The following is a 19,393-nucleotide window of genomic DNA, read 5'->3' as shown; positions in this document are numbered from 1 at the left end:
CTATAACGACAAATCCTGTAGCCGCTCGGATAAAGGCTCCGCTGCGGTCTGTTGTGCGTCAATATCTTCCTTGACCTGTTGATACCAGTTTTCTTCATCCCACAGTTCAAACTTGTTGAACTGCCCAACTAGCATCACTTGTTTTGTAAGCCCAGCATGCTGACGCAACGTACTTGCTATCAGCAATCGACCGGCGCTATCCATCTGGCATTCGCTGGCATGACCTAGCAGCAGACGCTGAATGCGACGCTCGACAGGATTCATACTCGAAAGACGCGATAGTTTTTGTTCAATCACTTCCCACTGCGGAAGTGTGTAAAGCAACAGGCATGGCTGGTGGAGATCGATGGTGCAAACCATTTGACCTTGCGATTCCTCAAGCAGTAATTCGCGATAGCGCATTGGAACCGCTAAGCGTCCTTTACCGTCAAGGTTGATGGTTGTTGCGCCACGAAACATACCTAAATTACCCCTCGTTGCCCCATCTCACCACTTTACACCACAAATTCCCACATAAGGAAGTTTACGGAGGGTAGGAAAACCTTGTCAAGCCAGAGCGGATGCGGTTTGGGATTATTTTTGCCGGAAGTGAAATTAAAACCATTCACTACGAAAACTCTGAAAGAGAAATAATAAAATTAACATCATGATAAATTAAGGGAAATTCTTGGAAGGGAGTGTTACTAACGAGAAACACAAAACTTTTACCAAAAATTAAAATTTAACCAGACTTTGCAATATAGCTCTCATTTTGAACATGTCTTGTATAATTTACATACGCTTTACAGTAGTAAATAGAAAGCTAATTCAAACTAAGCTAATCGCCGTCAGGAAATTAAAAATACCTTTAAAAATCAATAAAATAATTTAATTACTATTCAACATAATTTTTCTGATAACCATTTTATCTCACTTTATCCCGAGATAATAATCGGTTTGAAGATTAATTATCTAACTGCCTTTTTTCAAAAGTAATTGAGTGTTTCGTTCTCTCAATCCTTTCCACCTCAGATAGTTCTCAAATATTCATTTTTATTTTATTCAGACCATTATTAGAACAACCCAAACCATTCATTTTCCTTCCCTGTACGATTTCCATCCAACAAATTGAATAAGAACATAAAAATTAACAGCATGGTGAGAAATCATGCATTTTGCCCATTCTTGTCATTCGCGCAGATTTTTGTAGCAAATCCGTCTTTAAATAATAATTTTTCACTAGTTAAAAAACACACGGCAAACATGTATGCTATTCATACAAAAATAAGCAGCTCATAAAACCATTAAGAGCGATAAAATTCAGTATTAATGACTAGTTTCAACATGGAGTTAGCCGTTATGTTTTCATCCGATTCCCGTGCTCGTAGTGCAGCCGCCGATATTTTTGCACTGGTGGTTTATTCTTTCATTGTCGGTATGGCGATTGAAGTCTTTCTCTCTGGAATGAGCTTTAGCCAATCACTGTCATCTCGCCTACTTTCCATTCCGGTCAATATTCTTATTGCGTGGCCGTATGGAATATATCGTGATTGGTTTATTCGTCAGTCACAGCGCTGTAGCCCAACCGGAGCTGCAAAAATCGTGGCCGACCTGCTTGCCTATGTATCTTTTCAGTCGCCGGTATACGCCATTATTTTGTGGTCTGTGGGTGCCGACGGTGCGCAAATTATCGCTGCGGTCACCAGTAACGCCGTGGTATCTATGGCAATGGGCGTCGCCTACGGTTATTTTTTAGATTATTGCCGCAGGCTGTTTAAAGTGTCTGCCCATGCTAATAAAGTTCAGGTCAATAAAGTGCAGGCGTAAAAAAAGCGCCGGTTAACACCGGCGCCTTCACTTCATAATTCTACCTTTGACTTAATTCTTTCGGCGTTACATTCGGTTAAGACGGCCACGTTTAAGCAGCACACGACGCATTCGGCTTAAACCCGCTTTCGGCTTCTTCGGCTCATCCAAACTCGCCAACACTAATTCCAGTACGCGTTCCGCAATATCGCGATGACGCTGCCCTACCGATAAAACAGGGCAATCGAGGAAATCCAGTAGCTCATTATCGCCAAAGGTCGCAATCGCAAGATCGGTTGGTAAATGCCCATGATGCTTCAGCGTGACATCCAGAACCCCCTGCAAAAGCGGGAATGACGTGGTGAACAAAGCCTGTGGCATTTCATTATCTTTAAGCCAATTTGAGAACGCTACGCCTGCAGCATCACGTTCGTAGCTATTGGTGTAAAGATATTGTACTTCACGCGGATCATCACGCCATGCGTCTCTGAATCCCTGCTCGCGCAAGAAACTTACCGACAGCTCAGGCAAAGCACCGAGATACAGAACCGATTTAGCGGGGAATTTGCGTAATTCTTCCGCCAACATCTCAGAATCCTCACGGTCAGCGCCCACAACGCTAATAAAGTTTTCAGGGTCTAACGCACGATCCAGCGCAATGATCGGCAAAGGATCGTTGACCCAACGCTGATAGAACGGGTGTTCTGGCGGCAGCGCCGTCGAAACAATAATGGCATCAACCTGACGCTGTAATAGGTGCTCGATGCACCGCATTTCGTTGTCTGGCTGATCTTCTGAACAGGCGATCAACAGCTGATAGCCTCTTTGGCGTGCCTGACGCTCCAGATAGTTTGCAATGCGGGTGTAGCTGGTGTTTTCCAAATCAGGAATAACCAGCCCAATAGAACGGGTGCGGCCAGCACGTAAACCTGCAGCCACGGCGTTTGGATGATAGTTATGCTCACGTACCACAGCCATCACTTTTTCAACCGTTTTATCACTCACACGGTACTGTTTGGCCTTACCGTTAATGACATAACTGGCCGTCGTCCGCGAAACTCCAGCAAGACGCGCGATTTCATCCAACTTCACGTTATCCCCTTATGCATCAAATTAATTAAGAAGACCGAATGGTCGTCGATACAAATGATCTAACCGCATAAAGAAGAAAGGAGCAACCGCTTTTGCTGAATGGCATCAGCAAATAAGAAAAAGTAAGAGGCCCAGCACAAAGCTGAGCCTCTAAATAGCACTATTACGCAGAAAATTGACCTGTGTTAACGCATTATTTTGTCACCACGAGATACCCCGACAACGCCTGAGCGAGCTACTTCAACAATTTCAGCAACCTCTCGTACGGCGCTTAGGAAGGCATCGAGCTTGTCACTGGTGCCAACTAGCTGAACTGTGTAAAGCGCCGCGGTAACATCCACGATCTGCCCACGGAAAATATCGGTGCTACGCTTCACTTCTTCACGCCCATAACCCGTTGCCTGCAGCTTCACTAGCATGATCTCACGCTCAACATGAGAACCCTGTACCAATTCGCTCACACGCAAAACATCTACCAGTTTGTGGAGCTGCTTTTCAATTTGCTCAAGCACTTTCGCATCACCGACGGTTTGGATCGTCATGCGCGAAAGCGTGGGATCGTCCGTAGGTGCAACAGTCAAACTTTCAATGTTATAGCCACGCTGAGAGAACAGGCCGACCACGCGGGACAGTGCGCCTGATTCGTTTTCCAGTAATACAGATAAAATCCGGCGCATTATTAAGTCCTCTCCGTTTTGCTTAACCACATTTCGTCCATTGATCCGCCGCGGATTTGCATCGGATAAACGTGCTCAGTTTCATCAATGGTAACGTCGACAAACACTAAACGATTCTTCACCGCTAGTGCCTGCTCCAGCTTGCTTTCCAGTTCATCAGGCGTGCGGATAGAGATCCCAACATGCCCGTAAGCCTCAGCCAGCTTCACAAAATCCGGCAATGATTCCATGTAAGACTGTGAATGACGCCCGGCATAAATCATGTCTTGCCACTGCTTAACCATGCCAAGGAAACGGTTGTTCAGATTCACCACAACAACAGGCAAATCATATTGCAGCGCCGTTGACAGCTCTTGGATGTTCATCTGGATACTGCCGTCGCCGGTGACACAAATCACCGTTTCTTCCGGCAAGGCTAATTTGATCCCCAGTGCCGCAGGCAAGCCAAAGCCCATAGTACCTAGGCCTCCCGAATTCACCCAGCGGCGCGGTTTATCAAAACCGTAGTACAAGGCGGCAAACATCTGATGCTGGCCCACGTCCGACGCAACGTATGCTTCACCTTTCGTTAATCGGTGGAGAGTTTCAATAACCTGCTGCGGTTTAATGCGGCCACTGGTCGTGTCATAGCTCAGGCATTTACGGGCACGCCATTGAGCAATGTTTTGCCACCAATCACGCAGACCATCAAAATCTTGCTTGGCTTCTTTCTGCCCTAGCAGCTCCAAGAAAGTCGCAAGCGCCTCTTTAGCATCACCCACGATCGGAATATCAGCATCAACGGTTTTGGAGATCGAGGTAGGATCGATGTCGATATGTAGCACTGTCGCATTAGGACAGTATTTAGCCAGATTGTTAGTGGTACGATCGTCGAAACGCACACCGACGGCAAAAATAACGTCGGCGTTGTGCATCGCCATATTAGCTTCGTAAGTGCCGTGCATACCCAGCATGCCTAGGCTTTGAGCGTGAGATGCGGGGAAGCCTCCCAAGCCCATCAGCGACGTTGTCACTGGAATATTCAAGCGTTCGGCTAGCTGACGCAGCTCCTCATGACAGCCAGAGCTAATCACACCGCCACCGGCATAGATAATCGGCTGTTTCGCCGCCAGCAACGTTTGCAGCGCGCGCTTAATCTGGCCACGATGCCCTTGTAAGGTTGGGCTGTACGAACGCATTTTGACGTTTTCAGGATAGGAATACGGCAGTTTAATCGCCGGATTCATGATGTCTTTGGGCAAATCAACGACGACGGGGCCCGGGCGTCCTGTCGAAGCCAAATAGAATGCTTTTTTGATAATGGTTGGAATGTCTTCAGTATGCTTCACTAAAAAGCTGTGCTTCACCACAGGTCGTGAAATCCCGACCATGTCGCACTCCTGAAAGGCATCATTACCAATCAGAGACGTGGCGACCTGACCTGAAATAACCACCATCGGAACCGAGTCCATATAAGCGGTCGCAATACCGGTAATGGCATTTGTTGCACCTGGGCCTGAAGTCACAAGCACTACGCCCACTTCTCCGGTTGCACGCGCAAAACCGTCGGCCATGTGCACTGCGCCTTGCTCGTGGCGTACGAGGACGTGTTCAATTCCTCCAACCGTGTGCAGGGCGTCGTAAATATCAAGAACGGCCCCGCCCGGATAACCGAATACATGCTTCACGCCCTGATCGATTAACGATCGAACGACCATCTCGGCTCCTGACAACATCTCCATGGGTTTGCCTCCAGGCTGACTTTGCGTAGGTATAATATTCAGGGTGGATCCCTGTTTTTTTGTGTGTTGTGTTTGATTCATTACCTTAACGTGGGAATAACAAGTGCGCAAACGACAAACCGATGGGGAAAAGAGGGGAAGTGATAACCTTGCTGCATTCAGCCATTTTTTAGGAATAAAACGCTGAAAGTCACGGAATTAGCTCCGCGCTTATCGCTGCCGCCAGCGAAATTACAGAACTAAATCATTCTCTCACGACAAAATATGCGAGTGCCGTTTGAGAAAAGAAAACGGCCAGTAAAAATACTGGCCGTTGAGCAAAATCCGTTTAACGCTATCGTTCCAAATACATGGATTCAATTTCCAGCTGGTAACGAGAATTAATGATCTTGCGACGCAGCTTGAGCGTTGGTGTCAGCTCGCCCTGCTCCATTGAAAAGGCCTCAGGCAGCAGAGTAAACCGTTTAACCTGCTCAAACTTGGCTAAGCCTTTCTGCATTTCACGCAGGCGTAAATCAAACATCTCAACGATATGACTATGGCGCAGCAGATCTAAGCGATCGTGATATTTCAGGTTGATCGACTTAGCGTACTCTTCCAAAGATTCAAAACACGGAACGATCAGCGCAGACACAAATTTACGCGCGTCGGCGATAACCGCCACCTGCTCGATAAAACGATCCTGCGCTAAGGTGCCTTCAACCATCTGCGGCGCAATGTATTTACCGTTAGAGGTTTTCATCAAATCTTTCAGACGTTCGGTAATAAACAAATTACCGTTCTCATCTAATGCCCCTGCGTCACCGGTTTTTAACCAGCCATCTTCAGTAAAGGTCGCGGCGGTTTCCAATGGTTTATTAAAATAGCCACACATGACGATAGGGCCACGTACCTGAATTTCATTTTCATGACCGATACGGACTTCAACGTCAGGCAATGGTTTACCGATAGAACCAAAGCGAAAATCGTTCTCTTCCCAGCAAGACACCGTGGCGCAGGTTTCTGTCATGCCATAACCGTATTTAATATTGGCACCCAGCGCTTGGAAAAACAGGATGACATTATCATCCAGCTTTGCACCAGCGGCTGGCAGAAAACGCACTCGCCCACCTAAAATTCCACGCAGTTTGCTGAGAACCAGCTTGTCGGCCAGCTTATGCATCGCGGCTAGCGCAGGACTTGGTTTGCGCCCAGTACGCTCGGTCAGGAAACATTTTTCTCCCACCCAAATAGCCCACTTGAACATGGCACGCTTATGCCACTTAGCCTGAGCCACTTTTTCATGGATGGCGCTGAAGATTTTCTCGTAAAAGCGCGGAACTGCACACATAACGGTAGGCTTCACCGATTGCATCGCCTCGCGCACCTGATTGGTATCGCCAAGGTAAACATTCTGTGCGCCAGAGTGCATCACATAGAAACTCCACGCACGCTCAAATACGTGAGAAAGCGGTAGGAAGCAGAGAGAAACATCATCGGCAGTGACGGTTAAACGCTCATCATGCAGGCGGAGTTGCGCCCCCATATTGGTGTAATTCAGCATCACACCTTTTGGCTCGCCGGTGGTACCGGAGGTATAAATTAGCGTGAACAGATCGCTCATATCAGCCTGAGCAATACGTTCGGCCAACTGCGGCAAATAAGACTCTTGCGCGCTAGCGGCAAAATCGTCAAGCGTGCAGGCGATTTCACAGCCCTGCATGTCAATGCTGTCCGACATAACAATAATGCGTTCTAGCTGCGGGCAAACACCGCGCAGCGCTAGTGCCGCATTATATTGAGATTGACCATCGACAAACAGGATGCGCACGTCAGCATCATTAAGCACAAAGGCGGTCTGTCCTGCGGTATTTGTGGAGTACACCGGAACGGTGATCGCGCGCAGATGTAAAATAGCCAGATCGACCAAGGTCCAAGAAACTGAGTTGTGAGCAAAGATAGCCACGCGATCCTGCACATCCACGCCTAAAGCGCACAATGCTAGCGCGAGTTTCTCAACCCGACGCCCTACTTGTTGCCAAGTAAATGAAGTTTCGCCTTGAGCAGACCACTCACGTAGCGCAACACGCTGCGGTATGGTTTTGATCTGCTGCTGAATTCGTTCAACTAGATGGTATTTATTTAACTCATTGATCATAGAAGAAGTTCATTGAATTTATCGGAATGGATGTCGCAGTAAGATATGAGTGAAAAATCTTATTCAGCTTACAGCTGTGCGCTCTTTTCGCCGAAGTCTACCTGTTCTAGCTGAAGGGTCAACGATTATTAAACGCAAAAATGTGAGTAAAGATGGGTTTCTTGAATAATTATCCATCAAACTATGGCGAAGGATAATGTAAATATTGAGCCCCTTCGCCACGAATGAAAAGAATTTTAAATAATATAAAAAACCAATAAAACAGCCGATAGCCTCTATAAAACACTAGTACAGCAACTAATCCCAGATAACCCTGGATATAAAAAAGAGAGCTTAATGCTCTCTCTTTATTAACTTAATTTTTTAAGCGTGCAGTTTAAAACTTACTGCCGAAATCGCTCAGTACAGCTTTCATCCATTGATGACCGCTATCACGCTCTGCGGCATGGTGCCAGCTGAGGTAACAGGTACGTTCTCTTTCCAAATCACTGAGTAACACAACAGAAAGGTTTAAGTGTTCTGCATAGTCCTCAACCAGCCAGCGCGGGGCAATAGCTACCATTTCAGTTTTAGATACCACGCTTAATACGCTGTTCATATCAGTACCTTGATATGCAACGCAACGGGCTAACTCACTCGCTTCATAATAACTACGGCTCAGCGATGAGAATAAATTCAAACCAACAACAGCATGTTGCTCAACCAAGAGCTGCTGATAGCTGACCATATTATTAATTCTTGGATGGTCCTTGGATACGGCTAAAACGAATTCATCTTTAAACAGAGGTTCGCAAGAGTATTCTTCACTTTCAAAATGACTGTAGCTAATCAAGAAATCTTTTTCTTGGTAGCGTAATTTGCGCTCAATATTTTCATTTACTGATGAGTTTAAATGTAACTGAACGTGTGATGCGCTCTCTTTAATTTGATTAAATAGCTTTGCTGTTAGTCGAATATCTAATGGGCTACAAATCGCCACATTAAATACGCGCTCACTTACCAGCGGGTTAAAGCCAGCGCCAGGGAGTTCATTCTGAACAATCTGCAATGCTTGACGGATCGAACCAAACAACTGATATGCCCGATGCGTTGGCTGGATACCACGGCCATAGCGCATGAAGAGTTCGTCGTTGAACATAATTTTCAGTCGTGCAACGGCATTACTTACCGCAGGCTGAGACATGCCTAAAGCATGGGCCGCACGCGTGATATTTTGCACCTGCATAACCGCATCAAAGACAGTCAGCAAATTAAGGTCAACGTTTCTGAGTTGAACCAGTTCTGTGCTTCCATTTTCGGCCAAAGACATAGCTTCGTTTTGTACTGACATACATCACCTAATATAAATTATATTTCAGCATCGCTGATTAGAAAATATAATCGCGAATTAATTAAGATATGAAAACAGCCGAAAACCCAAATACCAATCAGCCGTCCAGTCTGGGAGTTTTTAAACGCTATCCCTAGCTATAAAAATAAGTTCAGTAATAAATGAAACGATAAAAACAAATTGTTTTATTTAGAATTAAAATGACACAGAAGGCTGCCAATCACTCATTAACCTGTCATTCATTCAATACCAATGTATTCTAGTGATTAATGATTTAGTTGTACTTAAAATTCAAGGAAGCAATAGTTAACTAACAAAGAATAATAAGTATGTATATTTTAAAAAATAAGCTTCCTATCCAATTAGTTACCGTCAAAACAAACCAAGTTATAGGACAACCCCATCGTAATTAGCACGCTAATGTTTGATTAAAATTTCAGAGACACTTCACAATCCTGTATTGCTCGATAAGAAGAACATTTATCACTACGCTCATCTGATGTGAGTTTTTTTCACCTACTGAAATTCCCGTTGACAAGGCTTTGGCTATCCAGTATCACTTTAAGCATTGAAATTATTCATCCAGATTAAGAGCGGAATCACATGATCCAGACTACTCGTCTCCTCAGCCTCCTCCTTCTCGCATCCAGCATGCGCGGTGAGCCTGTGGGCGGTAATCAAAACTGATTCCAACCAAACACAAGAAAGCCCGCGCAAATGCGCGGGCTTTTTTTTACACCAAAAGCAGCGCAACGCGACAAATAAGAACGATTGAGGAGCAACCTGCATGAGCCAACAAGTGATTATTTTCGACACCACGCTGCGCGATGGTGAGCAAGCATTACAGGCGAGTCTGAGCGTCAAAGAAAAGATGCAAATCGCTATGGCATTAGAGCGTATGGGCGTTGACGTAATGGAAGTTGGCTTCCCAGTGTCTTCTCCTGGTGACTTTGAATCAGTTCAAACCATTGCGCGTAATATCAAAAACAGCCGAGTCTGTGGTTTGGCACGCTGTGTAGATAAAGATATCGACGTCGCCGCTGAAGCGCTGCGTGTCGCTGAAGCTTTCCGTATTCATGTCTTTTTGGCCACCTCAACGCTGCATGTTGAATCAAAGTTGAAAAAATCTTTCGAGGATGTCGTTGCAATGGCGGTGCATTCTGTGAAGCGTGCGCGTAACTATACGGATGACGTTGAGTTTTCCTGCGAAGATGCGGGCCGTACCCCGTTAGACAATCTGTGCCGCATCGTTGAAGCTGCCATCAAGGCCGGTGCCACCACCATTAATATTCCCGACACCGTCGGTTACACCACGCCTTATCAATTTGGTGGCATCATCACCAATCTGTACGAACGCGTACCCAACATCGATAAAGCCATTATTTCCGTGCACTGTCATGACGATTTAGGCATGTCGGTCGCCAACTCCATTACCGCAGTTCAGGCCGGTGCACGTCAGGTCGAAGGAACCATCAACGGCATTGGCGAACGAGCGGGCAACTGCGCATTGGAAGAAGTGATCATGGCCATCCGTACGCGTTCCGAAATGCTGGGTGTGCATACCAATATTCGCCACCAAGAAATTTACCGTACCAGCCAGTTCATCAGCCAAATGTGCAATATGCCAATCCCAAGTAATAAAGCCATTGTCGGCTCCAATGCTTTTGCGCACTCATCTGGCATCCACCAAGACGGCGTACTGAAAAACCGCGAAAACTACGAAATCATGACCCCTGAATCGATTGGTTTGAATCAAATACAGTTGAATCTGACCTCTCGCTCTGGCCGCGCTGCCGTGAAGCATCACATGGAAGAGATGGGTTATCAGGAAGGTACCGACTTTAATCTGGACACCTTATACGATGCCTTCCTGAAACTGGCTGACAAAAAAGGACAGGTATTCGACTACGACTTAGAAGCACTGGCCTTCATTAATAAACAGCAGGAAGAGCCCGAGCACTTCAGCTTGGATTACTTCAGCGTCCAGTCGGGTACCAGCGTGATGGCAACTGCATCAGTTAAATTAAACATCGGTGGAGAAATCAGCGCTGAAGCCGCCACCGGCAATGGTCCTGTCGACGCCGTTTATCAAGCGATTAACCGCATCGCTGGCTATGACATTGATATTGTTAAATATCAGCTGTCAGCGAAAGGCCAAGGTAAAGACGCACTGGGTCAGGTTGATATCGTCGCGAATTACAACGGCCGCCGCTTCCACGGCGTCGGCATTACGACTGACATAGTAGAATCTTCCGCTCAGGCGTTGATTAACGTTCTGAATAACATCTGGCGTGCGCAGCAGGTCGAAAAAGAAAAACAGCGCATCCATCAAACACAAACATCACCTTCTCATTCTAATCAGGAAGCGATCTAATTATGAGCCAAACACATCACATTGCCGTTTTACCCGGAGACGGCATCGGTCCAGAAATTATGGCGCAGGCATACAAAGTCATCGACGCCGTGCGCCAGCGCTTTGGTCTGAGAATTTCTACCAGCGAATATGACGTCGGTGGCGCAGCCATCGACAAGCACGGCACGCCTTTGCCCGCAGCCACCATTGCAGGCTGTGAACAAGCCAGCGCGATTTTGTTTGGCTCCGTCGGTGGCCCAAAATGGGAAAACCTGCCGCCTGCACAGCAGCCTGAGCGCGGCGCATTATTGCCATTGCGTAAGCATTTCAAACTGTTCAGCAATCTGCGTCCAGCGCGGTTATATGAAGGATTAGAAGAATTTTGCCCGCTGCGTAGCGATATCGCGGCTCGCGGCTTCGATATTCTGTGCGTACGTGAATTAACCGGCGGGATCTACTTCGGCCAGCCGAAAGGCCGTGAAGGCCAAGGCATGCATGAACGTGCTTTTGACACCGAGGTTTATCACCGTTTTGAAATCGAGCGTATCGCACGCATCGCCTTCGAAGCCGCACGCAAGCGTCGTGGCAAAGTCACCTCCATTGATAAAGCGAACGTGCTGCAAAGCTCTATTTTGTGGCGCGAAATTGCTACTGAGATCGGTAAAGACTACCCAGACGTCGCGCTGAATCACATGTATATCGATAACGCGACCATGCAGCTGATTAAAGATCCTTCGCAGTTTGACGTCATGCTGTGCTCCAACATCTTCGGCGATATTTTGTCTGACGAGTGCGCCATGATCACCGGCTCGATGGGCATGCTGCCTTCCGCCAGCCTGAATGAACAAGGTTTCGGTCTGTATGAACCTGCGGGTGGCTCTGCGCCAGATATCGCGGGCAAAAACATTGCCAACCCTATTGCTCAAATTCTGTCATTTGCCCTGCTGCTGCGCTACAGCCTGAATGCAGACGACGCGGCTAACGCCGTTGAGCAGGCCGTTAATAAAGCATTAGAGCAAGGCTTCCGCACCAGCGATTTAGCGGGTGATGGTAAAGCGATTTCAACCTCAGAGATGGGCGATGCGATTGCCCGCTTTATCGCACAGGAGGCCTGATCATGGCGAAAACCTTATATCAAAAATTGTTTGATGCTCACGTTGTTTACGAAGCTGAAAACGAAACGCCGTTGCTGTATATCGACCGCCACTTGGTGCACGAAGTCACGTCACCGCAGGCGTTTGATGGGCTGCGTGCGATGGGCCGCCCTGTTCGCCAAACCAGCAAAACCTTTGCCACGATGGATCACAACGTTTCTACGCAGACCAAAGATATTAACGCCTGCGGCGATATGGCACGTATCCAGATGCAAGAACTGATGAAAAACTGCAAAGAATTTGGCGTGCAGTTATACGATCTGAATCATCCCTTCCAAGGCATCGTTCACGTTATCGGTCCAGAACAAGGCATGACATTACCGGGTAACACCATTGTTTGCGGCGATTCTCACACCGCAACCCATGGCGCATTCGGCGCATTGGCCTTTGGCATCGGCACTTCCGAAGTCGAACATGTTTTAGCGACTCAAACGCTGAAGCAAGGCCGTGCAAAAACCATGAAAATTGAAATTGCTGGCGATGCCGCCGAAGGCATCACGGCTAAAGATATTGTGCTGGCCGTGATTGGCAAAATCGGTCACGCCGGTGGCACCGGACACGTGGTGGAATTCTGCGGTAAAGCCGTAGAAGCCCTGTCGATGGAAGGCCGAATGACACTGTGCAATATGGCCATCGAAATGGGCGCAAAAGCGGGTTTAGTGGCACCAGACGAAACTACTTTTGCCTATCTGAAAGGTCGTCAGTTTGCGCCAAAAGACGAAAACTGGACCAAAGCCGTGGAATATTGGCGTACGCTGAAGTCTGATGAGGGAGCACAGTTTGACGCCACCGTCACGCTGAACGCCAGCGACATCGCCCCTCAGGTTACTTGGGGAACTAATCCAGGTCAGGTTATTGCTATCAACCAGCCAATCCCAGCACCTGAATCATTTAGCGATCCAATGGAACGTGCCTCAGCAGAAAAAGCGCTGGCGTATATGAATTTGGCAGCCGGCGTTAAGCTGACCGACGTTGCCATCGATAAGGTCTTTATCGGTTCATGCACCAACTCACGCATCGAAGATTTACGTGCCGCGGCGGCTATTGCCAAAGGGCGTAAAGTTGCGAACGGCGTGCAGGCCATTGTAGTTCCGGGCTCGGGCCCTGTGAAAGCACAGGCTGAATCCGAAGGTTTGGATAAAATTTTCATCGAAGCCGGTTTTGAATGGCGTTTACCAGGTTGCTCAATGTGCTTGGCGATGAACAACGATCGTCTGAATCCAGGCGAGCGCTGCGCATCCACCAGCAACCGTAACTTTGAAGGCCGTCAAGGCCGCGGTGGCCGCACACATTTGGTCAGCCCAGCAATGGCCGCAGCCGCAGCCGTGAGCGGGCACTTTGCCGATATTCGTGAATTAGCGACCGCACCGGTCTGATAAGGAGCACTACCCATGGCTAAATTTATTCAGCACAGCGGCATCGTTGTTCCTTTAGACGCCGCGAACGTCGACACCGATGCGATCATTCCTAAGCAGTTTTTACAGAAAGTTACCCGCACCGGTTTTGGTCAGCACCTGTTTAACGACTGGCGTTTTTTAGACGATGCAGGCCAGCAACCTAACCCTGATTTCATCCTGAACCAGCCTGCATTCAAAGGCGCAAGCATCTTACTGACACGCGAAAACTTCGGCTGTGGCTCATCGCGCGAACACGCGCCGTGGGCGTTAACCGATTACGGCTTTAAAGTGGTGATTGCACCCAGCTTCGCAGACATTTTCTACGGCAACTCATTTAACAATCAGCTGTTGCCCGTCACGCTAAGCGAATCCGAAGTCGATGAATTGTTTGAACAGGTCAAAGCCAACCCCGGAATATCGTTTACCGTCGATCTGGAAACGCAAACCGTTCATGCGGGAAACAAAACCTATAAGTTTGAGCTAGACAGCTTCCGTCGCCATTGCATGATGAATGGCTTGGATAGCATTGGACTGACGCTACAACACGAAGCGGCTATATCCGCTTATGAGGAAAAATTGCCGGAGTTTTTGCGCTAATTTAGTTCTTATACTTACCCCATCCATCGCCCTCTTTCCAGAGGGAGGATTGGATCGAGATAACATCACGAAACGGTTCCCTCCCCTGCGAAGGGGAGGGGTAGGGTGGGGTGCTGTAGGGGTACTAAAATTCACTCATCACCAATATCCCAACCATTTCCACCACAAGCTCCCGATCACAATCCAAATCAGCAGGTTCACAACGCTGAGAATAAATCCGGTTTTCCACCACTCGCCCAAAGTTACATAGCCCGAACCGAAGATAATCGGCGCAGTGCCCGTACCATAGTGCGTCAATGACATCATCAATGATGAAGAGAACGCCAGCACTAAGCCTAATAAGGCAGGCGGCGCGCCCAGCGCCAAACCCGCAGCGAAGAATGCGGCGAACATTGCGGTGATATGCGCCGTGGTGCTAGCAAAAAAGTAGTGCGAATAGACATAAACCAGCGTCAGCAGGATCATCCCGCCCACCCATCCCATACCGAGATGAGAAATAGCATTACCAACGCTTTGTGAAAGCCAACTGATTAAACCCAGCTTGCCTAAATAGGTCGCCATCATCACCAGTGCGGCAAACCATACCACCGTGTCCCACGCGCCTTTGTGTTTTAGCACGTCGTCCCAGCTCAAAACACCGGTCGCCAAGAGGATTGCCAGCCCGATAAACGCCGCCGTTGTTGGGTTAACCGCCCACTCGCTGCCGAAAAGAAATGCAGGTATCCCCGCCCAAAGGCACAGCAATAACGCAAATACCCCCAGCGTGATTTTTTCTGCCAACGAAATATTTCCCAGCTCAGCTAACTTGTCTTTGGCAAAGCGCGGCGCATTGGGCGTTCGTTTGATGGTTGGCGGATAAAGCCAGTAAACAATCAACGGCATCACTAACAGAGAAATGATCCCAGGTACCAAAGCGGCAATCGCCCACATTGACCATGTGAGCTCAAAGGTTGAGCCAGTACCTTTCAGCAATAAATTCACAATCAATGGGTTTGGCGCCGTGGCGGTAATAAACATCGCCGATGTAACCGGGTTAATGTTGTAGTTCACCAGCGCCAGATATCGACCAATTTTCTGCGTGGAGCCCGGCTCTGGCTTCGAGCCAAAACTGTCGGCAATAGACTTCATAATAGGGTGAATAATGCCGCCGCCGCGCGCGGTGTTACTTGGCGTCACCGGCGCTAAGGTAGTTTCAGCCAATGCCAACGCATAGGCAATGCCCAGCGTTTTCTTACCAAATAACGAAATGAAATAGTAACCGATACGCGCCCCAAGCCCGGTTTTATTCAGGCTGAGCGATATCATGATGGAAATCCCAATTAACCAGATCAGCTGGTTGGAAAAGCCACTCAGCGCATCATCCAAAGCCGCGGTGGGTTTGCCCGGATTGGTCACCTGCGTCAGCGCAACTAAGGCAATAGCAATTATCGATACCGCACCAATCGGCATCGCTTTACCGATAATAGCAGCGATGGTGCCCACAAATAGCGCGAGCAAATGCCATGCATTGGGGCTAACGCCTTCAGGCACGGGAATGACAAACCAGATAATCAGGGCGATTGCGATGGAAATTAGAGAAGGTATAGGCTTAAGCGGTGTTAATTTACCCATATTATTATCAACTCTTCCTAGGTGAGTCGGCATCTCCGTACCCGTGGAGATAAATAAAAGCAGAGGAGTTTAGTGCGCAGGCAAGGTGAATTGAAATGTTTTGTTTGCAGGTAACGCCTAAGCACTTGTATTAACGCTATCTGAATAGTTCGGCTAAGGCGTTGCGCGGTATCAAAAAACGACAAATTGATTATTTTCTTAGCAGTTAAATCGGGGCGCCCCCAGATCTCACACTAAGCCTCTCGCACCCGAGAGCACAGAATTAGGGCCACAATCGCCAACGCCGCCGCCAGCCAATAAACCGCATGATGTCCCACGGTTTCAGCTAATGCGCCTTGCAGAACGCCCGCCATAATCACGCCGGTTGAAATACTGTTGGTAAATAACGTGGTCGCGCTGCCCGCCCTACCCGGCATCAAATCTTGGAAATAGAGCATGCCGATACCGGCAATAATGCCAATGAAAACGGCGTTAAATAGCTGTAATACCATCAGCGCTAGCTTAAATTTAAACAGCACCAACCCCGCATAAAACAAGATACCAGCCGCCACCGCAAACAGCATCATGTTACGTTTACCAAAGCGTTTCACGTAGTAGCCCGCCAGAATCATGGCGGGGATCTCTAGACCCGCAGCGGTGCCCATCAGCAAACCAGCCAAATTCTCAGGAAGACCGAGATCTTGCGTGATATACAGCGGCATATCAATAATATACATGGTGTTGCAGGTCCACATCAGCATGGAGGATATGAACAGTAAAACCACATTCTTGTCACCAAACGCGTTGGTCGGGATAACAACCGCTTCGCCCACGCTTTCGGTTCGCGGCATTGAGGGCAACATCAACGCCACCAGCACAATTGCCAACACAAATACGCCTGCGGCAATCAGATACATAAACGTAAAGCCGTAGTTCAGCGCCAGCATAAACGACAGCGGCGGGCCGATAACCCAAGCTAAAGAAAGCTGCGCGCGCATCACCGAACTAAACATCACCACTTCACTCGCCGAGCGATCGGCATATTCACGCGCCAAGGCAAAAATCTGCGGCATTCCCGTATTCGCCAGCGCGGCTAAAAATACGCCAGCGGAAATCAGCAGCAAATAACTGCGACAAAAAGCGAATAGCAGACAGTTTCCAACCGCCATAGCACAGCAAAACATAATCAGTTTACGTCGATCGCCCTGACGATCGGATCGTTTCGCCAGCAGGAAGCTCACCGCGATCCCCACGATCGCATTGACGGTATAAAACAGCCCAACCCACAGCGGGCGAACCTTAACCTCTGTCGTCAAAAATAGGCTAAGCGTGGGGGCCTGAAGCGCGCCCGCAATCCCCGTCAGAAAGGCAACGATAAGAAACGCGGCGTAGATAGGGTTAATTCGACGGCGGGCAGTCAACAAAGAGGTCATCCTGATTTCCTAAGCTGGCATGAGCAAATACGACGTGTCGTACGATAACAGAACACGGATATAAAAAAACCAGCAGGCAAACCTGCTGGTCGGTGAAAAGCACCATTACTCAGAAACACTCTTTGATGTCGGAGAGACAAATGATTACTCACCTCTTTCTCTTTCATCTGCTGAAATTATCTGCGTAATATAGGGAAAGAAAAATTGATAGCTTTACCTAAAAAGGTTCCTCTTTTATGGCGACATCGCGATTACAACATCAGTTCATACGTTTATGGCAAAGCTTCAAAGGCCAGTCCGCGGAAACCACGCTGGGCGAGCTTGCAGAAACGCTAAGTTGTTCACGTCGTCATGTCAGAACCTTATTAAACTCAATGCAACAACAGGGTTGGCTGCATTGGCAAGCCGAGTCTGGCCGAGGAAAACGCTCAACGCTAACGTTCCAGTCAACCGGCCTTCAGGTACAGCAGCTACGCGCTGAGGAGTTGCTGGAGCAGGATCACATTGAGCAGTTGGTTCAACTGGTGGGCGACCGCAGCTCAGTACGCCAAATGCTACTCTCCCAGCTAGGCCGTAGCTTCCGTCAGGGTAAGCATATTCTGCGTATTCTTTACTATCGTCCGCTGTTTAACCTGCTTCCCGGTACGCCAATGCGCCGCTCTGAAACCCATTTGGCGCGGCAAATCTTCAGCGGGCTGACTCAGCTAAATGAGGAAAATGGGGAACTAGAGTCCGATTTGGCCCATCACTGGCAGGCGATTACGCCCCTGCACTGGCGTTTCTATCTACGTCCCGCGATCCGTTTCCACCATGGACGTGAACTCGAAATGATCGACGTAATCCAATCGCTCGAGCGTTTGCGCGATCAGCCGTTATTTTCACATCTAAAAACGATCACTTCCCCCAACCCTTACGTCATCGATATCCATTTGAGCACGCCCGATGCGTGGCTACCTTGGCTACTGGGCAGCGTTAGCGCCATGATCCTGCCACACGAATGGCAATCGCTCCCCAACTTCACGCGCTCGCCTATCGGCACCGGCCCTTATCAGGTGGTACGCAACACGCAGACGCAGCTGAAAATCCGTGCTTACGACGACTACTTTGGTTTCCGCGCGCTGATTGACGAGGTTAACATCTGGGTTCTGCCTGAAATATCAGAAGAGCTAGTGCACGCAGGCGTGCAGCTACAATCCGATGATACGGGGAAAGATGAGCTTGAAAGCCGTTTGGAAGAAGGCTGCTACTTTATGCTGTTCGACCAACGTTCGCCGTTGACCTCCGATCCCGCAGTGCGCGAATGGCTCTGTCAGGTCATGACGCCAATTGCCCTGCTTAATAAAGCAGGAAAAATTCATCAGCGTTACTGGTCTCCGGCCTACGGTATCCTGCCGCGCTGGCACCATAATTTATTGATCAGTGAAAATAAAAAACCGGAGCATCTCACTCATTTAACATTAACGGTCTACACCAAACATTCCGAATTCCACGCTATCTATTTAGCGCTCAAGCCGTTGCTGGCCGAATATGGCGTTGAGCTCACCATGCAGGAGATCAGCTACAGTCGCTGGCATGAAGGCGATGCGCAAAGCGATCTCTGGGTCGGCAGTGCCAACTTCTATTTGCCGTTAGAGTTTTCTGTTTTTTCAATGCTCTATGAGCTTCCCTTACTCCAGCACTGCCTCAGCGGTGATCTACAGCAAGACGCCAGCCGATGGCGCAACAATGCTCTGCCCATGGCCGAATGGTGCCAACGCTTGGTGCAAGAACATCAGCTCCACCCCTTGTTCCATCACTGGTTAAAACTACACGGACAGCACAGCATGCGCGGCGTGCGGATGAATACGCTCGGCTGGTTCGATTTCAAGTCCGCGTGGTTCTCCCCGCCGGAGCTCCCCACCGACAGTCATGTGCATGAATTAACCGTTTCAACCGGTTGTGAAAAACCTCGGTAACGTTATTAATCCTTTCTAATAACAGATGCTCTCTTTACAATAGCGCCCTGTTCTCAACGGGGTGCAAAAAAATAGACCGGCAATTTCCATCGCCGATCTAAAAACGTCGCGAGCTGCGTTCAGCTGGTGTCGGCCAGCGCGGAAGAACCGGAGCATACACAAAGTATGTGAG

General features: G+C 48.4%; 14 protein-coding genes and 1 other RNA gene. 6 read left to right on the top strand and 9 right to left on the bottom strand.

Annotated elements, in window-relative coordinates; translation table 11 throughout:
- Positions 1-459, bottom strand: a complete 459-nt coding sequence (gene mraZ / locus RSC70_RS09745; protein WP_025800370.1) for a division/cell wall cluster transcriptional repressor MraZ — start codon at positions 457-459, stop codon at positions 1-3.
- An 879-nt stretch (positions 460-1,338) separates the two neighbouring features.
- Between mraZ and RSC70_RS09740 the strand changes: the two genes are divergently transcribed.
- On the top strand, positions 1,339-1,806 hold the full coding sequence (locus RSC70_RS09740) for an L-alanine exporter AlaE (RefSeq protein WP_040045385.1): 468 nt from the start codon (positions 1,339-1,341) through the stop codon (positions 1,804-1,806).
- A 66-nt stretch (positions 1,807-1,872) separates the two neighbouring features.
- Here RSC70_RS09740 and cra read toward each other — a convergent pair whose 3' ends face one another.
- The 5 genes from cra to leuO all read right to left on the bottom strand — a co-directional run bounded on the left by cra (position 1,873) and on the right by leuO (position 8,742).
- Positions 1,873-2,877: a catabolite repressor/activator gene (cra, locus tag RSC70_RS09735; protein ID WP_025800372.1), complete on the bottom strand. Its 1,005-nt coding sequence runs from the start codon at positions 2,875-2,877 to the stop codon at positions 1,873-1,875.
- 185 nt (positions 2,878-3,062) lie between these two features.
- Entirely contained in the window at positions 3,063-3,554 is a 492-nt protein-coding gene (gene ilvN, locus RSC70_RS09730; protein WP_025800373.1) for an acetolactate synthase small subunit, read from the bottom strand.
- 2 nt (positions 3,555-3,556) lie between these two features.
- Entirely contained in the window at positions 3,557-5,275 is a 1,719-nt protein-coding gene (gene ilvI, locus RSC70_RS09725) for an acetolactate synthase 3 large subunit (RefSeq protein ID WP_040045386.1), read from the bottom strand.
- A 334-nt stretch (positions 5,276-5,609) separates the two neighbouring features.
- The gene (locus tag RSC70_RS09720; RefSeq protein WP_063586477.1) at positions 5,610-7,412 is read right to left on the bottom strand and encodes an AMP-dependent synthetase/ligase; all 1,803 of its coding nucleotides are present in this window, start codon (positions 7,410-7,412) and stop codon (positions 5,610-5,612) included.
- A 376-nt stretch (positions 7,413-7,788) separates the two neighbouring features.
- Positions 7,789-8,742: a transcriptional regulator LeuO gene (leuO, locus tag RSC70_RS09715; protein WP_130987240.1), complete on the bottom strand. Its 954-nt coding sequence runs from the start codon at positions 8,740-8,742 to the stop codon at positions 7,789-7,791.
- A 787-nt stretch (positions 8,743-9,529) separates the two neighbouring features.
- Between leuO and leuA the strand changes: the two genes are divergently transcribed.
- From leuA to leuD, 4 genes are read left to right on the top strand one after another with little or no spacing between them, the layout of a single operon-like run.
- On the top strand, positions 9,530-11,116 hold the full coding sequence (gene leuA, locus RSC70_RS09710; protein ID WP_040045389.1) for a 2-isopropylmalate synthase: 1,587 nt from the start codon (positions 9,530-9,532) through the stop codon (positions 11,114-11,116).
- A 2-nt stretch (positions 11,117-11,118) separates the two neighbouring features.
- Entirely contained in the window at positions 11,119-12,210 is a 1,092-nt protein-coding gene (gene leuB, locus RSC70_RS09705) for a 3-isopropylmalate dehydrogenase (protein ID WP_025800378.1), read from the top strand.
- 2 nt (positions 12,211-12,212) lie between these two features.
- The gene (gene leuC / locus RSC70_RS09700; RefSeq protein ID WP_282807946.1) at positions 12,213-13,625 is read left to right on the top strand and encodes a 3-isopropylmalate dehydratase large subunit; all 1,413 of its coding nucleotides are present in this window, start codon (positions 12,213-12,215) and stop codon (positions 13,623-13,625) included.
- 15 nt (positions 13,626-13,640) lie between these two features.
- Entirely contained in the window at positions 13,641-14,243 is a 603-nt protein-coding gene (leuD, locus tag RSC70_RS09695) for a 3-isopropylmalate dehydratase small subunit (RefSeq protein WP_063586475.1), read from the top strand.
- Between the two features lie 138 nt (positions 14,244-14,381).
- On the opposite strand, the gene RSC70_RS09690 is transcribed toward leuD, so the two are convergent.
- Complete coding sequence (locus tag RSC70_RS09690) at positions 14,382-15,854, bottom strand: DASS family sodium-coupled anion symporter (protein WP_040045393.1); 1,473 nt, start codon at positions 15,852-15,854, stop codon at positions 14,382-14,384.
- Positions 15,855-16,087: 233 nt separating this feature from the next.
- A complete protein-coding gene (locus RSC70_RS09685) occupies positions 16,088-17,266 on the bottom strand; it encodes a sugar efflux transporter (protein WP_040045394.1) in 1,179 nt (392 codons plus the stop codon).
- A gap of 236 nt (positions 17,267-17,502) precedes the next feature.
- Here RSC70_RS09685 and sgrR point away from each other — a divergent pair, with 236 nt between their 5' ends.
- Entirely contained in the window at positions 17,503-19,221 is a 1,719-nt protein-coding gene (sgrR, locus tag RSC70_RS09680; protein ID WP_332542315.1) for an HTH-type transcriptional regulator SgrR, read from the top strand.
- 93 nt (positions 19,222-19,314) lie between these two features.
- On the opposite strand, the gene RSC70_RS09675 is transcribed toward sgrR, so the two are convergent.
- Positions 19,315-19,390, bottom strand: a non-coding RNA gene (locus RSC70_RS09675) — sX9 sRNA.
- Positions 19,391-19,393: the final 3 nt, after the last annotated feature.

The sequence above is a fragment of the Hafnia sp. genome, assembly GCF_036648275.1.
GTDB lineage: Bacteria > Pseudomonadota > Gammaproteobacteria > Enterobacterales > Enterobacteriaceae > Hafnia > Hafnia alvei.
Note: the sequence above shows the minus strand (reverse complement) of the source record. Positions and strands in the feature narration are given on the sequence as shown.